Origin of the sequence: Afifella sp. YEN Y35 (genome assembly GCF_047553465.1) — a bacterium.
In the GTDB taxonomy this organism is placed as follows: Bacteria; Pseudomonadota; Alphaproteobacteria; order Rhizobiales; family Afifellaceae; genus Afifella; species Afifella aestuarii.
This window is the reverse complement of sequence record NZ_CP180203.1, coordinates 714,371-736,524: the sequence shown is the minus strand read 5'-3', so window position 1 is coordinate 736,524 and position 22,154 is coordinate 714,371. Positions and strand designations below refer to the sequence as shown.

At 64.7% G+C, this 22,154-nt stretch carries 17 protein-coding genes; 9 read left to right on the top strand and 8 right to left on the bottom strand.

Annotated features, from left to right (window positions below):
- Positions 1–91 precede the first annotated feature (91 nt).
- Positions 92–508 carry an RNA polymerase-binding protein DksA gene (dksA, locus tag ACK8CP_RS03515; RefSeq protein WP_092811269.1) on the bottom strand — a complete coding sequence of 139 codons (417 nt, stop codon included), beginning with the start codon at positions 506–508 and terminating at the stop codon, positions 92–94.
- A 195-nt stretch (positions 509–703) separates the two neighbouring features.
- Between dksA and ACK8CP_RS03510 the strand changes: the two genes are divergently transcribed.
- Positions 704–1,081 (top strand): hypothetical protein, encoded by a 378-nt coding sequence (locus tag ACK8CP_RS03510; RefSeq protein ID WP_234628334.1) that lies wholly within the window; start codon positions 704–706, stop codon positions 1,079–1,081.
- Between the two features lie 5 nt (positions 1,082–1,086).
- Here ACK8CP_RS03510 and ACK8CP_RS03505 read toward each other — a convergent pair whose 3' ends face one another.
- On the bottom strand, positions 1,087–2,421 hold the full coding sequence (locus ACK8CP_RS03505; protein WP_234628335.1) for an NAD(P)/FAD-dependent oxidoreductase: 1,335 nt from the start codon (positions 2,419–2,421) through the stop codon (positions 1,087–1,089).
- Between the two features lie 296 nt (positions 2,422–2,717).
- Here ACK8CP_RS03505 and ACK8CP_RS03500 point away from each other — a divergent pair, with 296 nt between their 5' ends.
- The 7 genes from ACK8CP_RS03500 to ACK8CP_RS03470 all read left to right on the top strand — a co-directional run bounded on the left by ACK8CP_RS03500 (position 2,718) and on the right by ACK8CP_RS03470 (position 10,041).
- On the top strand, positions 2,718–4,052 hold the full coding sequence (locus tag ACK8CP_RS03500; protein WP_234628336.1) for a hypothetical protein: 1,335 nt from the start codon (positions 2,718–2,720) through the stop codon (positions 4,050–4,052).
- Positions 4,039–4,926: a hypothetical protein gene (locus ACK8CP_RS03495; protein WP_414833364.1), complete on the top strand. Its 888-nt coding sequence runs from the start codon at positions 4,039–4,041 to the stop codon at positions 4,924–4,926. The genes ACK8CP_RS03500 and ACK8CP_RS03495 overlap by 14 nt, the downstream gene beginning before the upstream one ends.
- A gap of 71 nt (positions 4,927–4,997) precedes the next feature.
- Positions 4,998–5,504, top strand: a complete 507-nt coding sequence (locus ACK8CP_RS03490; protein WP_234628338.1) for a SixA phosphatase family protein — start codon at positions 4,998–5,000, stop codon at positions 5,502–5,504.
- A gap of 65 nt (positions 5,505–5,569) precedes the next feature.
- On the top strand, positions 5,570–7,066 hold the full coding sequence (locus ACK8CP_RS03485) for a YcjX family protein (RefSeq protein WP_414833363.1): 1,497 nt from the start codon (positions 5,570–5,572) through the stop codon (positions 7,064–7,066).
- Positions 7,063–8,112, top strand: coding sequence for a YcjF family protein (locus ACK8CP_RS03480; RefSeq protein ID WP_414833362.1), 1,050 nt, complete (start codon positions 7,063–7,065; stop codon positions 8,110–8,112). The genes ACK8CP_RS03485 and ACK8CP_RS03480 overlap by 4 nt, the downstream gene beginning before the upstream one ends.
- 59 nt (positions 8,113–8,171) lie before the next feature.
- On the top strand, positions 8,172–8,750 hold the full coding sequence (locus tag ACK8CP_RS03475; protein WP_234628340.1) for a hypothetical protein: 579 nt from the start codon (positions 8,172–8,174) through the stop codon (positions 8,748–8,750).
- A gap of 73 nt (positions 8,751–8,823) precedes the next feature.
- A complete protein-coding gene (locus ACK8CP_RS03470; protein WP_414833361.1) occupies positions 8,824–10,041 on the top strand; it encodes a GNAT family N-acetyltransferase in 1,218 nt (405 codons plus the stop codon).
- Between the two features lie 135 nt (positions 10,042–10,176).
- Here the strand turns inward: ACK8CP_RS03470 and ACK8CP_RS03465 are convergent, their stop codons facing one another.
- The 3 genes from ACK8CP_RS03465 to ACK8CP_RS03455 form a co-directional block, all read right to left on the bottom strand.
- Positions 10,177–11,205 carry an NAD(P)/FAD-dependent oxidoreductase gene (locus tag ACK8CP_RS03465; RefSeq protein WP_234628342.1) on the bottom strand — a complete coding sequence of 343 codons (1,029 nt, stop codon included), beginning with the start codon at positions 11,203–11,205 and terminating at the stop codon, positions 10,177–10,179.
- Positions 11,202–11,522: a 2Fe-2S iron-sulfur cluster-binding protein gene (locus ACK8CP_RS03460; protein ID WP_234628343.1), complete on the bottom strand. Its 321-nt coding sequence runs from the start codon at positions 11,520–11,522 to the stop codon at positions 11,202–11,204. Before ACK8CP_RS03460 ends, ACK8CP_RS03465 begins: the two co-directional genes overlap by 4 nt.
- Before the next feature lie 96 nt (positions 11,523–11,618).
- Positions 11,619–11,936, bottom strand: a complete 318-nt coding sequence (locus ACK8CP_RS03455) for an Hpt domain-containing protein (protein WP_414833360.1) — start codon at positions 11,934–11,936, stop codon at positions 11,619–11,621.
- A gap of 412 nt (positions 11,937–12,348) precedes the next feature.
- Here ACK8CP_RS03455 and ACK8CP_RS03450 point away from each other — a divergent pair, with 412 nt between their 5' ends.
- Entirely contained in the window at positions 12,349–18,636 is a 6,288-nt protein-coding gene (locus tag ACK8CP_RS03450) for a hypothetical protein (RefSeq protein WP_414833359.1), read from the top strand.
- Positions 18,637–18,771: 135 nt separating this feature from the next.
- On the opposite strand, the gene map is transcribed toward ACK8CP_RS03450, so the two are convergent.
- The 3 genes from map to ACK8CP_RS03435 all read right to left on the bottom strand — a co-directional run bounded on the left by map (position 18,772) and on the right by ACK8CP_RS03435 (position 22,152).
- A complete protein-coding gene (gene map / locus ACK8CP_RS03445) occupies positions 18,772–19,521 on the bottom strand; it encodes a type I methionyl aminopeptidase (RefSeq protein ID WP_414833358.1) in 750 nt (249 codons plus the stop codon).
- 85 nt (positions 19,522–19,606) lie between these two features.
- Entirely contained in the window at positions 19,607–20,236 is a 630-nt protein-coding gene (locus ACK8CP_RS03440; protein WP_414833357.1) for an ABC-type transport auxiliary lipoprotein family protein, read from the bottom strand.
- A 53-nt stretch (positions 20,237–20,289) separates the two neighbouring features.
- Complete coding sequence (locus ACK8CP_RS03435; RefSeq protein WP_414833356.1) at positions 20,290–22,152, bottom strand: MlaD family protein; 1,863 nt, start codon at positions 22,150–22,152, stop codon at positions 20,290–20,292.
- Positions 22,153–22,154 lie beyond the last annotated feature (2 nt).

The window sequence follows — 22,154 nt, the reverse complement described above, 5'->3', positions numbered from 1 at the left end:
CGCGCAATCCAAAACATAAACACCCGGCTGATCACTCAGCCGGGTGTTTGATTCTCATGCCTTCGAAGAAAAATCCGTCTCCGCCCAGACCTCAGTCGTCGCGGTAAACCCTTTCCCGACGCTCATGACGTTCCTGCGCTTCGACCGACAAAGTGGCGATCGGCCGGGCGTCGAGCCGCTTCAGGCTGATCGGTTCGCCGGTTTCTTCACAAAATCCGTAACTCCCATCCTCAATCCGCCGCAGCGCAGCATCGATCTTGGCGATCAACTTGCGTTGCCGGTCGCGGGCACGGAGCTCGATCGAGCGGTCCGTCTCCGACGATGCCCGATCCGCAAGATCGGGATGATTCTGGTTTTCCTGCTGCAAAGCCTGCAGAGTCTCCCGGCTCTCGGCCAGAATCTCCTCTTTCCAGGCCTGCAGCTTCTTACGGAAATATTCGCGCTGGCGCTCGTTCATGAACGGCTCATCTTCGCTTGGCGAATAGATTTTCTCTGCCTCCAACACCATCGGTCTTCCCCGCAGTGCCGCGTGTGCCATTGGCGTGCCCTATACGGTCAAGACCACTGGCGTGCAAGCGTTCGAATATGAACCTTTGATATGACGTAGGGTCAAAGCCCATGGCTAACCTGACGTTAACCGTGTCATCGGCATTCTCCCTTTATGGACAATCAGGCGAACTCTTCTGCGGCTCATTTGCACGCCATGGCTGTAGCCGAAGCGATGGTCACGGATGCGATCGCGCAGCAGCGCGCGGCCTTGCGGGCGGGAAGAAAGCTCGCAGCCAAGGCCTACGGCACGGCCCTCAACGAGGCCGCACGAACCTATATCACGACGCTTCGCGCCGTGCGGCGCATGGTGACGAGCGAAGCCGAGTTCGAACGTCTGGACGCGCAACGTCGGGCTTTCGCGAATCTCCTGCGCGTCGAGCTCGCGGCTCTCGCCACGGCCCGCTTGAGTTCCGAGGCCGGCCTCGTCTTCAAGACGCCAGCTCCGAACGGAAAAAAACTCCCGCCCCAGTCCGAGAGGCCGGCGCGCACCCAGCCGCCAAAGATCCCCGGTCAGCGCGCCCGCGCCGCCTGACATTTTCACAATCTGCCCCGGGATTCCTGCCAGCGGTCCATGAGGCGCAGCTGCCAATAGACCAATTGCGTCGCGGCCTGCCCGAAGATGTTGCGGCCACCGACGAGACGGTCGATCCAGGCCGGCAGGAACGGCTCGAACACCCGCCAGCTCTCGTCGCCTGAGGCAATCGCCGCGGCAATGAGGTTGCCGCCCGTAGCGGTCGCCCCCATGCCATGGCCACCGAATGCCGTCACGCCCCAAAGACCGGCATCGCGGGCGCCTGCCAGGAGCCCGATGACCGGCATTTTGTTGCGCTGATAGCCCATGAGGCCACCCCAGGCATATTCGATGCGGAATGCGCCGAGTTGGGGATAAATCGACAAGATGTCCCGTGTCAGCATTCGCGCAAGCTCTTTCGGCTCGCTGCGCGCCGTGGTGATGCGTCCGCCCCACAGGAGACGGCGATCGTCGCCAGAGCCGACGATTCGGTAGTAGTCGCTCGACCGGCGCGTATCGCCGATGCAGCCGGAAAAATGGATCGCCTTGTCGAGGCGGTCGCCCAGAGGTTCGCTGGTGACGACGTAGGTCGAGACCGGCAGGACGGCGTGTTCGAGCGGCGGATAGAGGCCGACCTGCGTCGCATTGCCGGCAAGCACGACGTGGCGCGCGCGAAGCGTCCCCTTGGGCGTGGTGACGCGCCAGCCGCCGTTTTCGCGCGACAGGCCGGTCGCCGGGCTCGCCTCGTAGATTCTGGCCCCGCTGTCGGCTGCGGCGACAGAGAGAGCGCGGCTGTAGGCGAGCGGGTCGAGATGAAACGGTTCCGGATCGTGAAGCGCTCCGAAATAACGGTCGGTCTCAAGCGTCTCGCGCACCGCTTCGCGCGGCCACACCTGGTAATGAACGCCATAATCCCGCGCCATCCGTTCCGCGCGCTCTTTCAGCGCGTCTTCAGCCGGATAGCGCACGCATTTGAGCCAGCCGCGACCGCCGACGAGATGCTGCAGCCCGAACTCGTCGAGCCGTTCCGCCACGAACTGCGTCCCGGCCCGCCCCATGTTGAACAGCGTTCTGGCCTTCGGAAGACCGAGCTTGGCTTCGACGGCGAAGATCGACTGGGCATAGCCTGGCGAGACAAAGCCGCCATTGCGGCCGGAGGCACCCCAGCCGACCCGGTTCGCCTCCAGAAGAGCAACGCTCTTGCCCATACGCGCAAGGCAGAACGCAGTGGTGATGCCCGCAAGACCGCCGCCGACGACCACGGTCTCGACGTCCTCTTCTCCTTCCAGGACCGGGAAGACCGGCCCTTCTTCCTTGCTGGCGTACCAGCTCTCGGCATGCGGTTGGGCACCGATCGTCATCGTCTCACCTCATCTGCGGCTGGCGCCATCGGTCTGGATTGCCTCTTTGCGCGGCAGCCGGCAGCTTTGCGTTCTTTTAAGGCAGCTCCTACTGCCGCAACCCCCTGCCTGGCAAATCGAAAGCTTGCGGCGAATGCGCTGGAGGGCGCCGATGGAGCGTTTGTTCCACCAGCTCTGGAAGCCGATCCTCTTCGGCCCCAGATAAACCGCAGCCACAGAACACGTTTCGTTCGCGTCGCACGGGCCCTCGGCCGGAATATGCGGCACCGTCTATTTTGCGACAAAGGGGAAGCCGCATGGCGCGAGCTCTGCGCGAAAGCATCGACCGCCTCGAACTCACCACCAAGGTCACCCTCGCCGTCCTGGCGCTGGCCTCCGGCGTCTACACCTATCTGGGTGTGCGCGGGCTCCTGGACGGCTCCGCCTCGATCGTCTTCTTCGGGGCGATCATCTATTCGGCGGCGGTCTCCGTCGGCATCTACGCCTTCTGGACCTATCTCATGCGCTTCCTGCCTCTCATGCGAGAACGCGGCGGCCGGCGGGCTCTATGGGCCGCGATGGGCATCGGCTCGATCATGATCGTCGCCATGTCGTCCTGGCTGAACGCCGCGGCACTCGCAGGTTCAGCGGCGCTGGAACAGCACCTCGCGAACACGGTCGAGGATTACACGCAGGATCTCGACGCGGCGCACAACAATGCGCTCGCGGCCCAATCGCTTCTGCCCGACATCCAGATGGCCGCCGAAAGGTTCTCGCGCCTCGCCGATGAAGAGCGTTCATCCGGCGCGCTCACCGGCACCTCAGGCTCCGGAACGGTGGTCCAGCTTCTCAACCAGATGTCCCAGCAATTGCGCGGCCTTGCCGATGAGGTGGCGGCGTCGCGCGAACGTGTGAAAAGCCTGTTCGATCAGGGCAGCGAGCATCTCGCCTCGATGCGCCGTCTGGTCTCGGCCTCCGGACCGATCGATCCGCGGGCGAATTCCTTCGCCGAAGAGGCCGTGTCGCTGGCCGGCGTCATCGCATCTTTGCAGCAGACCTCGGTCGCCCCCGCCGTGAAACGGGCTGCAGAGGATCTGTCGCTGTCTTTCATCGCCCCCGTGGCCGACGGCGATGATGCGGACCTTCGCCAGCGCCAGACGGCGGTCGTCGGCAATGTGGCGCAGGCCGTACAGGCGCAATCGGCGGCGCTCGCCACGGCGGCCGACAACATCCTCTCCGAGCCGCCCGTCCAGCCGAAGCGTTTCGTGCCTTTATCGACGCCTGAAGCGGTCCTGCTTTACGCGAGCGACTTCCTGCCCTCCTGGGCGGGCGCGATCTCCATCGACCTTTTGCCGGCCGTCCTCGTCCTGATGCTCGTCGCGGTGCACGGCGCAATCCGCCATCACGAAGACCCCGACGTCGACGAACACGCCATGACTGCCGGAGACATGCTCGTGGCCATGCGGCTTTACGAGCGCATGCGTGCCGCCGACCCCGCCCGAGCGGCCGAGCCGGCCGTTTTCGCACGGGCGGAAGGGAACGCTGTGCCCACCCGCGACACCGAGACGACAGAACCGCGCAACATCACCACTCTGACACCGAAAGGCGGAGCACCCTCGCAGCACGGCGGCCACGGCAATGTCACCTCCTGAGCCCTCGAACGCAGGCGAAGCCGTCGTGCCCGAGACCGGGTTTGCGGAACGCATCCGGCAATTGCCGGAAGGCACGATCCTCAAAGGCGTCTTCTTCGGCCTCGTGGCACTTTCCGTGGCAATGGTCGGCTTCGATCTGAAATCGATCGTCGAGGAACGTCGTGCCGATCCTTTCGTCAATCCGGCGAGAGAGCCGGTCACGATGCCGCGGCCCGCTCCCGGCGATCAGGTCCGCCCCTATCTGCCTCAGACGCGGCCGGTCTCCCCCGATCGCGACGGAGTACCGAGGCGGCAACCTCCCCGCAGTTTCGAGGAGGCCGAACCGGTTCGCTTCCGCGCACTCAATGACGAGACGATCTCCATGGAAGGCACGATCGTTCCCGGCAGTGCCGGAGAATTCGAGCGCTTCCTCCAGGACAATGAGTTCGCCGCAGGGACGGAGGTCTTGCTTCACTCGCCGGGCGGCTCGGTCGCCGACGCCATGTCGATGGCCCGCCAGATCCGCGAGCATGAATTCAACACCCGGATTGCCACAGAGGGGTATTGCGCCTCCTCCTGCCCCCTCGTTTTTGCATCAGGCGTTGAACGCCATGCCGGCAAGAAGGCCTGGATCGGCGTTCACCAGATCTACGCGATGAAGGGCGCAGATGCGCTCGGTTCGCTCTCCGATGGATTCGATCAGGCACAGCGGGTTTCCGCCGAAGCCCAGGCCCTCTTGATCGATTTCGGCGTCGACCCGCGCGTCTGGATCCACGCCATGGAAACGCCGAAGAACCAGCTTTATCTCTTCACTCCGGAAGAGCTCGCCGACTACCATCTCGTCACGGATGCGCCAGATACGGACGCAAGCGAAACTGCGGCTGCGCGACAATAGACGCCGCACCATGAACGAGGTGATGCTTGCCCCTGCCTCCGCGTTTCGTCTAAGTCGCAATGATGCCGAAATTGCTCCTCCTACGTCACGCCAAGTCGGATTGGCATTCCGGCGCCCGCACGGACTTCGAGCGCCCGCTCAATGCGCGTGGCCGCGAAGCCGCCGAGGCGATGGGCGCCTTTATGGCTGCGGAGGGGTTGGCGCCTGATCTGGTGCTGTGCTCCCCGTCCAAGCGCACCCGCGAAACGCTCGAACTCGTCGCCAAAAGCCTGCAGCTTCCGGAAGACGTGCGTTTTCCGGAAATTCTCTATGAAGAGAATGGCAGCGATTATCAGGCGGTTCTCCGAGACGAGGCGGGCGAGGCCGAGTGCTGTCTCCTCGTCGGCCACAACCCGATGACCTATGAAGCGGCCTTGAGCCTTGCAGGAGATGGAGCCTCGCACGACATGGCGCGTCTTGCGGTGAAATATCCGAGCGGCACCCTCTCGATCCTGGAATTCGACGCGCCCTGGGCGGAACTGAAAACGGGCTCGGGACGCCTGACGGGATATGTCAGGCCGGCCGATCTGACGTCGTGATGGCACGCTTTGCACCAGCGACCGCCTCTGCCCATATAAAGCGCGCAAAACGAGCCTGAACCTCAGTGGCATCCATCATCACCCTCGCCGACGAAGCCAGATATGCGTTCGACAATCTCCTGGAAGGCGTGCTCGGCGGCCCGTCGACCCTGAGGCTCGGCGTCACCGGCCTGTCGCGCGCCGGCAAGACGGTCTTCATCACCGCACTCGTTCACAATCTAATCCACGGCGGCCGGCTTCCGCTCTTCGACGCCTACGCCTCTGGCAGGCTCGCCGGAGCCAAGCTGCAGCCGCAGCCCGACGACGCCGTCCCGCGTTTCGATTACGAATCGCATGTGCGCAATCTGGTCGATGCCCGCATCTGGCCGCGTTCGACGAGACGCATCAGCGAACTGCGCGTCACCCTGGAATACGAATCGGCGAGCACCTGGAAACGGACCTTCGGGCCGGGCCGTCTCGATCTCGACATCGTCGATTATCCGGGCGAATGGCTTCTCGATCTCGCTCTTCTCAACAAGAGTTACGGCGAATGGTCGGCCGAGGCTGTCGCCATGTCGCGCGAACCGCATCGCCAGGAGCTCGCGGCCGAGTGGCATCACCGTCTGCAGGGCGTCGATCCCGACGCGCCGGCCGATGAATTGAAGGCGCAGGAGCTCGCCGGCACCTTCACCTCGTATCTGCGCGCGGCCCGTGCCGACGAATATGCGCTTTCGATGCTGCCACCCGGCCGCTTCTTGATGCCCGGCGATCTCGAAGGCTCGCCCGCCCTCACCTTTTCGCCGCTCGATCTTTCGCCCGACCGCGAGCCGGTTCAGGACAGCCTCGCCGCCATGATGGCGCGTCGTTATGAATCCTACCGGACGCATGTGGTGAAGCCGTTCTTCCGGAACCATTTTGCAAGACTCGACCGGCAGATCGTGCTCGTCGACATGCTCGCCGCGCTCAATGCGGGGCCGGCGGCCTTGCGCGACCTCGAACAGGCGCTGGCGGACGTCCTCGCCTGCTTCCGGCCGGGTCGCGCGAGCTGGCTGACATCGATCTTGAGCCGCCGGATCGACAAGATCCTGTTTGCGGCGACGAAGGCCGATCATGTCCATCGCTCCGACCACGACAATCTCGGCGCCCTGCTCGCACGCCTGACGGACAAGGCTGCAAAACGCGCGGAATTTGCCGGCGCCGAAGTGCGCGTCATGCCGATGGCGGCAGTCCGCGCCACCCGCGAGGTGACGGTAACCCGTGGCGGCCGCAAGCTTCCAGCGATCGCCGGAGTCCCGCTCGAAGGTGAAGAAGTCGCCGGCGAAGTCTATGACGGCGCAAGCGAAATCGCCTTGTTTCCCGGGGACTTGCCGAAAGATCCGGAATCGATTTTCGAAGCCGCCCGGCAGTTCCAGTCGAAGCCGAGGGACCTTGCAGAGGAAGCCCACGACGACACGCTGGCGCTGCGTTATCTGCGCTTCCGCCCGCCCCGGGTGGAGCGGAGTGAAACCGGCCTGAAACTCTCACTGCCGCACATACGCCTCGATCAGGCCCTGCAATTTCTTGTCGGAGACCGGCTGCAATGACCGCCTCGGAGACCCGCCGCGCCCCGGAAGCCTTCCGCCTCGACGAGCCCGGGGAAGCCGAGATCGAAGAGGAGGTCTGGGAAGAGCTCGATCCCGAGGAAACGGATGCGGACCGGGCCGTCTCGACCATCATCGAGCCGAAGAAGAATGGCATCCGCTGGGGTCGGCTCGCGGTCGCCTCGGCGGGCGCGCTTCTGTCGCTCGCCGTCGGCATCGCCATCGACGATCTCATTCGCAGTCTTTTCACGCGCGCCGACTGGCTCGGCTGGGTCGGCCTCGTCTGTCTTGCTCTTTTTCTTCTCGCGCTCGGCGCCATCGTCGGCCGCGAGATCCTCGGGCTCGCGCGCCTCAAGGCGATCGCCCGCCTGCGCCTGACAGCAGACGCCGCCTACGAGGAAAACGATCCCGACAAGGCGCGCAAAGTCGTTAAAGAGCTGATCCATCAATATGCCGACCGGGCAGATACGGCGCAGGGTCGCCGGCAGCTCAACGAGCATCTCGGCGCGGTCATGGATGGTTCCGACCTCATTCGCCTTGCCGAGCGCGACCTCGTCGCAACGCTCGACCAGCGCGCCAAGCAGGCGATCTCGAGCGCCTCGCAGCGCGTCTCCGTGGTCACGGCCGTCAGCCCCCGTGCCCTCATCGACGTCGCCTATGTGTTGATCGCCTGTCTCGGCCTCATCCGCCGCGTCGCCGCCATTTACGGCGGCCGACCAGGGATGATCGGTCTGATGCGCCTGACGGGTGCCGTCGTCAGCCACCTCGCAGTGACGGGGACGATCGCCATCGGCGACACGCTGCTGCAGCAGGTGGTGGGCCAGGGTCTCGCGGCGCGCCTCTCCGCGCGGCTCGGAGAAGGCGTCGTCAACGGGCTCATGACGGCCCGCATCGGTCTCTCCGCGCTCGACGTTTGTCGGCCGGTGCCCTTCGTGGCGCAGCCACGACCCCGCCTCAAGGATCTGGCGGGCGATCTGATTTCGTTTTCCGCCTCCCGCCAGGAGGTCGTGACAACATCCCCACGAAATGCTCGTAGGGTTAACGAATGATTGGCATTTGGCTCCTAGGCTGATCGTCAGTTCAGGCCACGCCACATTCGGAGCCATTGATGTTGCGCGCTTTTTTCGTTGCAGCTCTTGCAATCTGCATACCTGCGCTTGCCCCTCAGCCGGCCGCAGCGGCCGATGAGGACGCTGTCGCCTTCATGGAGCGCTTCGGGGGTGAATGGCGCGGCAGCGGCCGTCTTTTGATCGGACCGGAAAGCGGCCTCCGCTTCCATTGCGCGCTCAACGGTGATCCGAGCCGCAGCATGATGGCCTTCGGCATGACCGGAAAATGCTGGACCGGTTCGCTCTCCGCCCCGGTCTACGCGAAGCTGCGCTACAATGGCGATCAGAAGCGCTTTTTCGGCTCCTTCATGGACGGAGCGGAAGGCGACGGCGCCAATATCGTCGGCGAGCGCGACGGCGAAGGATTCATGTTGAAGCTGATGCGCGGCGAGCTGCAGGGTCTTCTGAATGCCGAGCCGGCAGGCGACGGCAAGATGACCATCCTCCTTTCGCTCTATGATCCGAACTCGCGACGCTCTATTCCTGTCGCTGCGATGGGATTTGCGAGAGCCGGCTCCGATTCGCTGCCGATCTACGATCCGGCCATCACAGGCTCGATCGAGCCCGGTAACAAATAGCGGACCGCGGGCCCGGTTTTCGGGAATCTTCACGTTTCACCCTCACCTTCGGGCCGTCGGAGGGGGAAGCCGTATGTCAACCGCACAATCGTTGGAACGCGTCGTTAAGTCGGAATCTGAAGACCAGGCCGAGCCCCCCGCTCCAACAACCGCGCCAGCGCTCGACGCGACGATCGTGGAAGGCGCGGCCGCGCTGCTGTCGCTCACGTCCGATTGGCAAAGACTGATCGATGCCTCTCCTCGCGGCCGCATTTTCCAGACCCCGCAGCATCTGGCGATATGGGCGGAGCATTTTGCGAGCGATCCCAAGGTCGGCTTCAAATGTGTCGTTGTTCGTCGCAACGGTAAGGTTGCGCTGATCTGGCCTCTCGCCTTCTGGAAGATCGGCCCATTGCGCCTGGCGCAGACCGCCGGCGCACCCGTTGCGCAATACGAAGACATTCTGGTCGAGCACAACGACGAGGCCACCTCGCTCTTCGCTGCGGCCCTCGCCGAAGTCGAGCGAGCCGGCATCGATCTCATCCTCATGGAGCGCGTGCGGGCCGATTCCGCGCTCGCCTCGGTGCTACCGCCTCAGACAGTCGCACTGGGTGAGGAAGATGGCGCGCCATTCGTCGACCTCACCTCAGGCGACGTCGAGACGGCGCTTGCCGGACGCAAGGGGAAAGTCAAACGCCACCAGAGACGGCGCATCGCCGCGCTCACCGAGGAAGGCGAGCTCCGCCTCGAAGTGGCACCCGACGGTCCGACGACGCGGCAATGGCTGCGCGAGGCGACAGAGATGAAGCGCGCATGGCTGACGGAGAAAGGCTTCCTAAGCCGCGCATTTCTGGACGAGCGCACCAATCAGTGCCTGGAAGCCTTCGCCGAGCGCCATGGTGGAGCTGGTGTGAAAACCGGCATGACCGCCTCGCGGCTGACGGTCGGAGGCCGCCCCGTCGCCACAGAGATCGCCTACCGCCTGGGAAGCGATTACCTCCTCTTTCTCGGAGCTTTCGCGCCGGAATATGGCCGCTTCGGCCCCGGCAACGTGCTGACGGAGATGGTTCTGCGCTGGTGCGTTCAGAACGGCATCACGCGCTACGACATGCTGCCACCACGCTACCGCAACAAACACGAATGGGAGACGGGTGAGGTCGTCGTGCACGATTTCGGCGTGCCGCTGAGCCGGCGTGGCCGGTTCTACCTGCGCGCCGTCCTGGGCTACGGCAAGCCGCGGCTGAAGCGCTTGTATTACGCCCTGCCTCTGCCGGTGCGCTCGCGCCTGGCCAATCTGATGCTGCGCCTCTAGCGGGCTTCCCACCAGGTCGGCAAAGCCACCCGGCGGAACAGAGATCAGGTCACAAAAAAGGCGGCCGAAGCCGCCGATTGTCTTCAATCAAAAACTGCTGATCGCCTGCTTCGCAGCGGCAATCAGCAGACCGTCTCAGATGACGCCGAGCTTCTTCTGCAGTTTCGACGAGGACGTCGTGTACTGGAAGACGACGCGCTCGTCCGGGGAGATGTAGTGCTTGGCGGCCTGCGCCATCAAAGCTGCCTCGTGGAAGCCCGAGAGGATCAGCTTCAGCTTGCCCGGATAGGTGTTGATGTCGCCGATGGCAAAGATGCCCGGCTCGGAGGACTGGAACTTCTCCGTATCCACCGGGATCAGGTTTTCGTGGAGATTGAGACCCCATTCCGCGACCGGGCCGAGCTTCATCGTCAGTCCGAAGAACGGCAGCATGCGCGTGCAGGAGACCTCGATCTCCCCATCCGGCGTTTTGAGGACAGCCGCTTCCAGACTTCCCTCCCCGCCCTTGAGCGCAGTCACCTGCCCCTGCTGGAACGTCAGCTCGTGCTTTTCCTGAAGCGCGAACATCTTGTTGACGGAATCCGGCGCGGCCCGGAATTCCGGGCGCCGGTGGACGAGCGTCACGCTCTTTGCGATCGGATGCAGGTTCAAGGTCCAGTCGAGGGCCGAATCGCCACCGCCGACGATCAGGAGATCGTGGTCGCGGTAATCCTCCATGCGCCGCACCGCGTAGAAGACGGAGCTGCCTTCATAGGCTTCGATGCCCGGGATCGGAGGACGCTTCGGCTGGAACGATCCGCCGCCGGCAGCAACGACGACGGCCTTCGCCTTTATCGTCGTCGCGGCATCGGTCCTGAGAATGAAACCGCCATCTTCGGTGCGCTCGAGTTCGGAGACCATCTCGCCGAAATGGAACTCCGGATTGAACGGAGCGATCTGCTCCATGAGCTTTTCGATGAGGCCCTGGGCCGAAATCTCCGGCCAGCCCGGAATGTCGTAGATCGGCTTCTCAGGATAGAGCTCGGCGCACTGGCCGCCCGGACGATCGAGAATGTCGACCAGATGGCATTTCAGATCGAGCAATCCGAGCTCGAAAACGGCGAAAAGCCCGACGGGTCCCGCCCCGATAATGGCGACGTCGGTTTCAACAAGCGTTCCAGTCATGCTTGACGCTCCGGAATGGTGACGACGAGTCCGTCCAACTCGTCACGAACTCTGATCTGACAGGACAAGCGCGAGGTCGGCCGAACATCGTAAGCGAAATCCAGCATGTCCTCTTCCATCGGCTCCGGAGAGCCGGTGCGCTCGAACCATTCCTCGGCGACATAGACGTGGCAGGTCGCGCAGGCGCAGGCGCCGCCACATTCCGCTTCGATTCCGGGGAGGCCCTGCTTGAGAGCGGCTTCCATGACAGTGGAGCCATTTTCGGCTTCCACCTCGTGGCGGTCGCCGTCCAAACCGATAAAAGTGATTTTTGGCATGATCGATCCGTGTTGCGCCGCACGGGTTTAGGGACGCGGCGGGCGATGTCAAGAAGGGCACAAAACGGGTGCCCGCGTGTCGCAGGGAGCCCTGGCTCAGGTTCGGGCGAGATATCGCACAACCTCTTGCACGGCGGCTTCGAGCGGCGCAAGGTCGCAGCCCTGCGCTTTCAGCCGTTCTTCGGTGAGAGTAGCCGCCAAAGCCAGTCTTTCGGCGCCGACATTGCGGGCAAGGCCCTTGAGGGCGTGCACCCTCTCGCCGCGTGCAGAAGCGGTCTTCGCTTCCTTGACCTGATTGAAAAGCCGGTCCGCCTCGGTGACGAAAAGCGCCAGGATCTCAACCTTCAAGGCCTCGTTGTGCATCGTCTGCCGGTCGAGATGGGCCTCATTGAGGATCGCAGCATCCTCCGCCATGGCCTGTTCCTTCGTGGAAGCGGATGGTTTTGCCCCTAAGGCCCCGGTGGCGTCCGCTTCCGCCACGCATGTGCCCCAAAATAGCCCGAATCTTAGCTCGCTACATGCACGACAGGCTGCAGCACATTCATATTATTCATGAAACAAGTGCACAGAAACGGGAAATCCCGTGATTCCGGCTTCTCAGGCCGTTACATAAATATTAGGATGCATTCACCCATTTTGATGGGAAGGCGCAGCTGTGTCCTGGTCGACACGGCTGCGTTCGGTATCGGGCGGCGGCGGTTCTACAGCCAAGGGGGTGGCAGGAATCGTCCAGAACGGGTGGCCCCTTTATATGTCACCCTCGCATGCCGGCAGAGACTGGCACGGCGTCCGTTGGAGTGGTTGCGTACGGACCGGAGCGAATGTCATGGGTAAAATACCAAAAGCGGAATCGACCGAAGCGGCGCTGTCGGCGGTCGAAGAAGCGCTGAGGATCGACTTCGGCGCCGCGGCGAACAGTCCTGCGAGAGCTTCCGGAGGTGCGGCGGCGGCGAAGCCCGTGCCGGCCAACAACGGCCGCTCCAAAAAGACGGAAGCGCCCACCAAGGCTGAAAAGCGTGCCGAGACGGAATCGTCCCGCAGCAGCGAGCGCAAGGCGCGTCGCGCTGCCAATGACGACGTTCGTTCCATCGGCAATCTTCTTTACGCCCTGCAGCGACGGCCTTCCTACGCGCCTTTCTGGACCGCGCTTCTCATGTCGGCCATATGGGCCGGCCTCGGCACAGCCTTCGGTATGGCGCTCTGGCGCGACCAGATTGCAGCCCTCAATTCGATCGAACAGCTCCGCGAGGCGCCGCATCTCGTCGCCCTCGGTGTCGCGATCGTCGTCCCGGTCCTCCTCTTCTGGGTGATGGCGCTGATGATCTGGCGCTCTCAGGAGATGCGCATCGTGTCGCGCACCATGACAGAGGTGGCGCTTCGCCTTGCCGAGCCTGAGAACATCGCCAAGGAATCGATCGTCACCGTCGGCCAGGCGATCCGCCGTGAAGTCGCCTCCATGGGCGACGGCATCGAGAGGGCATTGGCGCGCGCCAGCGAACTCGAAGTGCTGGTGCAAAACGAAGTCGCCTCTCTGGAGCGCTCCTATACCGACAATGAGATGCGCGTCCGCCGTCTCGTCGACGAGCTCGTCAACGAGCGCGAGGCGATCCTGCAGAACGCCGACCGCATCAAGGCGGCAATGGGCGGCGCGCACGAGACGCTGACCTCGGACCTCGCCAAGACCAGCGACCAGATTCTTTCCACCGCCGATGAAGCGGCGCGCCGCATTGCGGACCTGCTCGTCGAGCGCACCAAGAACGTAACCGTCGATCTCTCCCGCGCGGGCGATGATTTCGCCACCTCCATTTCGAGCCGCACCGAGAGCCTGCTGGAGCGCATCAATCAGGTGAGCGGCCAGATCGGCGACACGATCGACCACCGCGGCGAAGAACTCGTCGGCCGGCTGAACCGCAGCCAGTCGGAAGCCACCGAGAGCTTCACCGAACGCGGCAGCGAGCTTCTGGAGCGCATCCGTGCCGCCAGCGAAGGGCTGAACGAGCTCATCGCCTCCAAGGGTGGCGAACTCAACGACCGCATCGTCGAGGCGCAGGACCGGCTGAATTACACGCTGACGGAACGCTCCACGGCCCTTCTTGAAAATCTCGGCCAGTCGAGCCAGCGCATCGAAAACGCCATCCTGGTCGATGGGCCCGCACTTGCTGAACGTATGTCGAGCCGCGGCGAAGAGCTTGCCGAACGTATGACCTCGAGCAGCGACCGCCTCACCCGCCAGCTCACGGAGAGCGGCGAAGCGATGACCGGCCGTCTCGTGACGAGCAGCGAAGAACTGACCGGTCGCCTCCTCTCCAGCAGCGAAGAGCTGAGCGGGCGGATCACGACATCGAGCAGGCAGTTCACCGACCGGATTTCTTCAACTGGCGAAGAGCTCATCTCACGCCTGGAGACCGGTGGCGAGGATGTGGCCGCTCGCATCACGGCGAGCGCCGATGCGCTGAATGACCGGTTGGGCACCACGGGAGCCGATATCGCCGGGCGCATCACCATCCGCGGCGACGAGCTCGTCGAACAGCTCGGCGCGCGTGGCGATGCCATCGCCGACCGCATCGGAGAAAAAACCGAGGAAACGGCGAGCCGCCTGGAACGCGCGAGCGACATCGTCGTCAACACGCTCGATACCCGTTCGCGCAATGTCATCGACCAGCTCGGTCAGACCGGAAAGTCGATTTCGGTTGCCATGCACACCGAGCTCGAAGGCGTCACGCAGCGCCTGACGGATGCGGAGCGCAGGCTGTCGACGACCGGCGAACGTGTCGCCGGCACCGTGGAAGAGCAGGTTGGCCGCATCGAGACCGGCTTCGATCAGAGCGCAGATCGCCTCAAGGGACGTCTGTCGGAGATCGAGGAGACCGTCAAAGGCTCGGCCATTCGGCTGGAAGAAGCCGGCGACAATGTCGGCGAACGCCTGCGCCAGAACATCGACGTCAACGTCGAGCGTCTCGCAGGCCGCCTCTCCGAAATGGAAGATTCGGTGCGCGGCTCGGCCGAGCGCCTGGTGGAAACCGGCGACGATGTCGCCCGCCGCCTCGGCGCCAGCATCGACGGCAATGCCGACCGGCTCGCCGGCCGTCTTTCGGAGATGGAGGATTCCGTCAGGAGTTCTGCCGATCGCCTGGAGGAAGCCGGCAACGGCGTGGCCGAACGCCTGCGCCAGAACATCGACGTCAATGTCGAGCGTCTCGCAGGCCGCCTCTCCGAAATGGAAGGCTCGGTCCGCGGCTCGGCCGACCGTCTGGTGGAGACCGGCGACGATGTCGCCCGCCGCCTCGGCGCGAGCCTCGACGGCAATGCCGATCGCCTCGCCGGACGCGTTGCGGAGATGGAAGACGCACTGCGCAACTCCGCCGGCCGCCTCGAGCAGGCGAGTGACAGCGCAGGCCAACGTCTGCGTCAGAATATCGACGTCAACGTCGAGCACCTCGCCGGCCGTCTCTCCGAGATGGAGACGTCTGTTCTCGCCTCGGCGACCCGGCTTGAGGACGCTGGCGAGCGCGTGTCGGAGCGGCTCGGCTCCAGTCTCGACAGCAATGTCGACCGCCTGACGGGCCGCCTGTCCGACATCGAGGACACGTTGCGGGCCTCGGCCGGACGTCTCGAGGAAACTGGCGAGCACGTCTCAGAGCGTCTGCAGCGCAGCGTCGACGGCAATGTCGAACGCCTGAACGTCCTCTTCGACGATCGCGGCAATACGATTTCGGAGACGCTCGACCAGAAGACGGCGATGCTGTCGACGGTGCTCGGCGAGCGTGGCCAGGCTCTCGGCGCCATGATCGACGGTCACGTCGCTCAGGTCGGAGAGACCCTCGACGGCCGCCTCGGCGGATTCGAGACACGCCTCAAGGAAAGCGCCGAGAACGTCGCGATCCGCCTCGCCTCCTCGGCCGAGACGATCGAGATGGCCGTGTCGGCGCGACTGTCGAACTTCGAAAACCGGGTCACGGCGCGCATCGGCGAGGTCACGCAGGAATTCGGCGAACGCGCCGACGGCCTGTCGGAGACCCTCGACGACCGCCTCGGACGCATCAACACGGCGCTCGACACGCGGGCACGCCAGATCAGCGACACGCTGGTGGCGCGCACCCGCGAGATCGCCACGGCCTTCAACGAAGGCCAGTCGGAGATGACGACGAGCCTCGACGCACGCCTCGGCGAACTCGGCGAGACCCTGACCAGCAAGACGCAGGAGCTGACCGAGACGATCGCCAGCCGCATGATCGACGTCAATGCGAGCTTCGGCGAGCGCCTGATGGCGGTGGAGCACAGTTTTGCCGACCGGGCGAACTCGCTGCAGGCGACGCTCACCGGCACCAGCGACGCGCTCAACGAGAAGACCGAGACGCTGAACAACATGCTGACCCAGCGTCAGAGCGAACTCGCTTCGGTCATCGATTCGCGCTCGTCGATCCTGGTGGAGACGATTGAGAACCGCGGCCGCTTCGTCATCGACGGCCTGGAGAACCAGAACCGCATCCTCACCGACACCTTCGGCACGCAGGCGGAGAGCTTCGTGGAAGGCCTGGAGGGACGCACCCGCGACCTCACCGAGGCGCTGGACAGCCGTCGCTCCGGTCTCATGGAAGATCTCGAACGGCAGCGCGACAGCCTCTTCGAGGGCATGGAGGATCGCAGCCGCAACACGGCCGATGCCATCCGCGCGACGAGCGAGGAATCGCTTGCCCGCCTGGACGACAGTGCCCGCGCGCTTCTGTCCAACCTCAGCACGCATTCCCACAACATCATCGATGCGGTCACCGGCACCAACGCCCGCTTCCGCACCGATATCGATTCGCTGCTGACGCGGATGGAAGAAACCAACGCGCAGCTGACCGAAGTTCTGGGATCGAGCGGAGAGCAGCTCTCCGCGATCGAGAGCAACCTCGCCGGCCAGGCGGAGAGCTTGCGCAACGCCCTCTCGGCGGCAGCGCAGGACACCTCCACCTCGACCTCGATCCTCTCCGACCAGATCAAGACGCTGCGCGACGTGTCGACCCACGTGCTGCGTGACATCACGGCCATCGCCTCGCAGTTCGACAGCCAGTCTGAATCGCTGTCGGAAGCCGGACGCATGCTCGACGAGGCCAACCGCACGATGGAAGGCCGCATCAGCGGCTCCACCGAGGCGTTGGAAGCAATGGCGCAGGGCCTCACCGGCCAGGCCTCCTCCGTCGAAGAGCAGCTTACGCGGCTCACGGCGATGCTCTCCGATACCCTTGGATCGGCCGAAGAGCGCATCAATTCGGTCGCCGATTCCTTGAGCTCGCGGGCCTCTCTGTCCGCGCAGCGGGCGACCGAAGAGCTGGCCCAGAGCCTCGGCGCGGCGGAAGAGCGGGTGAGCGCCATCGCGAACTCTCTCACCTCCACGGCGTCCGATTCGGCTCGCCAGGCCGCAGAGGAACTCGCCGCGAGCCTCGCAGAGGCGGAGGAGCGCATCAACGCCATCTCCGGCTCGCTCAGCACGCGCGCGGCCATGTCGGCCCGTCAGGCCGTGGAGGAGCTCGCAGAGAACCTTTCGCAGGCGGAAGAGCGTATTGCCTCCCTCACCGGCTCCCTGTCGTCTGCGGCCTCCGATACGGCCCGCAGCACGTCGGAGGAACTGGATCGGGCGATCGGTTCGGCCGAAGAGCGCGTTGCCTCTCTCGCGGAGTCGTTGAGCGCCAAGACCTCGATGTCGGTGCAGACCACCTCGCAGGAGCTGGAAACCACGTTGACTGCGGCCATGCAGCGGATCAACGAGGTCGCCGATGCCCTGAGCGCCCGCGCGGCCCAATCCGCCACCGGCGCTTCGGAAGAGCTGGAGCAGACCTTGAGCTCGGCCGAGCAGCGTGTGGCGCAGATCGCCCAGGCGCTGGGACGCCGGGCCGAGGAAGCCGCCCGCGCTGCCATCAGCCAGTTCGAGACGATGCGGCTTGCCGCCATCGCCGAAGGCCAGCGGACGGTGGAAAGCGTGGAACAGGCCCGCGCCGAACTGACGGAACGCCTCGCCGACGTGACGACCGGGTCCGACGAAAAGGTCCGCGCGGCGAGCGAGCGGCTCATGTCGGAAATCTCCGAGGCCGTCGAAAGCGCCACGGAGCGCTTCGCCGAAACCGCGGAGAAAATGCGTCATGCCGCCCGCGACATGAAGAGCGAGCTTGAATCGGCACGCGAGGATCTGCGTCGCGGCGTCAAGGACATGCCGGAAGAAGCCCGTCACGCTTCGGAGGCGATGCGCCGCGCCATCACCGAGCAGATCGAGGCGATCTCGGCTCTGACCGACATCGTCTCGCGCCGCGAAGGTTCTGCAAAGCGCACCGCCCAGCCGGCAGCGGCGACGCCCCGGCGGGAAGAAGCCGTCGAGGCAGCACCGCAGCCGCGCAGCCTGCCCCGTGCGGCAAATCTGGAGACGGAAAGCGCGTCCGACCGCGCCCCGATCGCACCGCGCTCGACGGGACCGGCTCCGGCCAGCGCCCCTTCGGCACCTGCAGCGCCTCAGCCTGCCCCGGCCCCGCAGCCGGCGGCTCAGCAGCCCCCGGCCCAACAGCCCGCAGCCCAGCAGACGCAGTGGAGCGAGCGTTTCGCCCGTCCCGCGGCGCAGCCTGAGCCGAAACCGGAAGCGCGCCCGCAAGGCGAGCGTCGCGGTTGGGTGGCGGATCTCTTGCGGCGCGCCTCGAGCGACGAGAGCGAGTACGACACGGGACCGGAGCCCGCCTCCGCCCCGACCCCGCAGCCCGCTCCCGCGACCCAGAATGCGACGCCGGGCCGTTCGCCCTCGCAGATGGTGGAGAGCCTCAACTCGCTGTCCGTCGACATCGCCCGGGCGATCGATCATCAGGCCGCGCTCGAGCTGTGGGAGCGCTATCGCAAGGGCGAGCGGAACGTCTTCACGCGGCGCCTCTACACGATCCAGGGCCAGAAGACGTTCGACGAGATCCGGCGCAAATACGAGCGCGACGGCGAATTCCGCCGTGCGGTCGATCATTACATCGCCGATTTCGAGAAGCTTCTCGACCAGCTGGCGAAGCGCCAGAAGGACCCGGCGATGGCACAAAGCTACCTCGCCTCGGACACGGGCAAGGTCTACACCATGCTCGCGCACGCGGCCGGCCGGCTGAGCTGAGCCAGTCGATCACGGACAAAAGAAAGGGCGGCCGCGAGCCGCCCTTTTTTGTTGTCTCTAACTGGCCATGAGAACGCTGAGGAGAGCCTCAAAGGTCTCCTCCCGGGCTCGAACCGCCGAGAGGCGGCAGGACCATCAGCCCGGCAGCGTCACAATGATCGGATCTCGATCAGTCGCGACGATCGTGTGCTCGTACTGCACCACGGGGGCGGAGGGCTCACTATAGAGCGTCCATCCGTCGTCACCCTCGGCAGCCCAGAGACCGCCTGTCGACAGGAACGGCTCGACGGTGAGCACGAGCCCCTTATTGATACGCCGCCGGTCGCTCAGCGTGGGCCAGGTCGCGATCTCTCCCGGATATTCGTGCAGGGAACGCCCCACCCCGTGGCTGGCGAGATTGTGGATGAGCGTGTAGCCGCGCTGCGAAGCGAAACGCCCAATGGCAGCTCCGATGGCCGCAAGCGGCCGGTCGCTACCGACCTGTGCGATGCCGATCTGCATGGCGCGCTTACCGTCTTTGCAGAGGCGCTCCAGCGAAGGCTCGACGGGACCGACGCGAAACGTCGCCCCGGTATCGGCAAAATAGCCGTTCTTGGAAGCCGAAACGTCGATATTGACCAGATCGCCTTGAGCGATCACCCGGTCGCCGGGGACCCCGTGGGCGATTTCCTCATTCACGCTGATGCAGGTGGCACCGGGAAAATCGTAGCAGCTTTGCGGTGCGGAGACGGCGCCTTGCCGATCGAGAAACGCCCGACCGATGTCGTCCAGTTCTCTGGTCGTCATCCCGGGCTCCATCGCTTTCGCCATCAAGCGCATGGCATTGGCGACGATGCGCCCGATTTCCTTCAGCCCGTCCAGTTCGTCTTCTTTGGTGACCGTCACGCTTCGGATCTCGCAGGGAAGTAAAATCACACGGCCGCAGCACCGGCGATCTCCCGCCGGCAGGAGTGAGAGCCGCGGCGACCAGCTACACGCTCGTCAGCGTCCAGCTGGCGATCTCGGCGAACGCCTGATCCATCGCGCGGTTCAGTCCGGCGACGATCGCGGCGTTGTCGTTGCTTCCGACCGGGCTTTCCGCATGGACGACGCGCGAGGCGACGACACGGCCGTTGCGGTCGTTGAGAAGCTTGACGCTGAAGTCCGCGACAGCGACGCCGTTCCTGAGCTCGAAGGTGCGCACGTCGAGGACGATCTGATAGTCGATCAAAAGCCCCTGCCCCGGCAGGCCGACGGCTTTCACGCGCCCCGTATTCTGCAGCGTCTCCATGAGCCGCGCCTGCAGCAGCCGCGGCAGCGTGTCGGGCCAGGAAGCTCCCGGCAGGTAGGCGAGCTCGGCGGGCGTCGGACGCGCGGCAATGCGCGTCGTGTCGAGGCTTGCGAGCGCGGCAGGCACCGGCACCAGAATCTGAGCGGATGTCCCGGCGCGCACAGAAACATCCTGCGGCGCGGTCAGATCATAGATGGAATCGGGTGTCTTCGGCAGCACGGCGCAGCCGCCGAGCAGCAACAGCGAGACGAGCGCCGCGGCCCCGGCCGTGCCTCCGAAGCGGCGCCGGCGCCGAGAGTGGGCCTTACCGATGTCCTTGCGCATGTTCATCCAATCGCCCTTGCGAGCTCTGCCCCAACCGGACTTTGCCATCATCGTCGCCATTACCGTCTTTGGCCGCGATAGGTGGGCGCGTTGTCTCCGCCGAAGATCAAGCGGCCCGGATTCTGTTCGAGATCGGAAATCAGCGAATCCAGCCGCGACACGGTTCGCCGACCCTCGTTCACGAATTGGCGGATATCGGCAAGTCCCCGGCTGGAAAAATCCGAAGCCCCGGAGCCGATCGTCTTCGCCTGCTCGTTGAAGGTCGCCGCGGCCGTCTGGATTTCGGCGAGCGTTGCCCGCGCCTGGGCGATCAGCCCCTGCCCCTCCTCGCTCGAGGCGGTGTCGTCGAGCGTGCCGAGAAGTCCCTCGGCCTTGGCACTCAGAATGCCGAGCCGGTCCGACACCTGACGCGCATTGGCGAGGATGACGCGAATGTCCTCGCGCGATTCGTCGACCGTCGTCGCGACCCGGTTGATGCTGTCGACCGTGTCGGTGATCTTCTGCGGATCGACGCTCGCAACCACCTCGCTCGCATCGTTGACCATCGTCTGCACCTTTTGCGGGTCGACGGCGGCCAGCACCTTGTCGGCCTGAGTGCTGACGGAGGCGAGGCGCGTCACCAGCTCGTCGATCTGTTCGCGCCGCGCCTTGAGGGTTGCGGCGAGGTCGGACACACCTTCGACGGTGGTGCGAATGCGCTCAGGATCGATGGCCGCGCTGATCCGGTCGACATTGTCGACGGTTGAGGAAATCTTCGCGGGATCGACACTTGCCACGATCGTTTCCGCCTGATCGACGACACTGCGCACGCGCTCCGGGTCGACCGCTGCCAGCACCTCGTCGAGGCGCGTGCTGACGGCGGAAAGCCGGGTGACGAACTGGTCGATATCGGCCTGTCTGGCGCTCAGCGTCGCCGCAAGATCGGACGCGCCTTTGACGGCCGTGCGCACCTCTTCCGGATCGATCGCTCCACTCACCCGGTCGATATTGTCGAGCGTGCGGGCGAGTTTTTCCGGATCCACGGCTTCGAGAATGGGGCCGGTCTTCGCCTGGACTTCGCTCACCAGGAGGTCGGCCTTTTCTCCGACATTGCGCATGCGATCGGAGAACTCGCGCACATCGTCGGAAACGCCGGAGAGATTGTCGACGAACTTGCGCACTTCCGCGCTCGTATCGCCGAGCGACTGGCTGAATTCGGCGACATTGTCGACGGTCTGCGAGACTTTGTCGGGCTGCACCGCGGCGACGATCGAGTCCGCCTTGGCGATGATGCCATCGAGCTTGCCCGACATCCCGGCCATGCCCTCGGCCGCACTGGAGACGGATTCGATCAGCCTCGAGATCTGCTGCGAGTTGTCGCTGAGCGCCCCGGAAAAGGTGTCGACATTGGAGATGATCCGATTGATGCCGTCGCGGTTGTCGGCGACGATCTTGTCGATGGCGTCGAGAGTGGATTCCGCACGTCCGGCAATCTCGCGTGCCGAGGCCATGAGATCCTGCATGTTGGACTGCTTGGCCACGAGCACGGGGACGTCACCGTCCGTCTGCTCCCACACGTCCGGCTCGTTGGCGGAGCCCCCGACCATCTCGATATAGCCGACGCCAGTCACACCCTGGAAGCCAAGCGAGACCTCGGTGTCCGACTTGATGGGCGTATTGGCGCCGACAGAAACGCGGGCATAGACGCGCGAGGGATCCGACGGATCGATCTCCAAAGCCTTCACGTCGCCCACCTTGATGCCGTTGAAGAGCACCAGTGCCCCTTTGGTGAGGCCGGTGATGGAGCCGGAGAAGACGATGCGCAGCGGCTGCTGCTCCTGCGAGCCCTCCCCGGCCGCCATCCAGTAGATGAAGCCGAAGGCCGCAACCAGGACAGCAAGGGTGAAGGCACCGATGACGGCTGTATTGGCTTTGCTTTCCATGT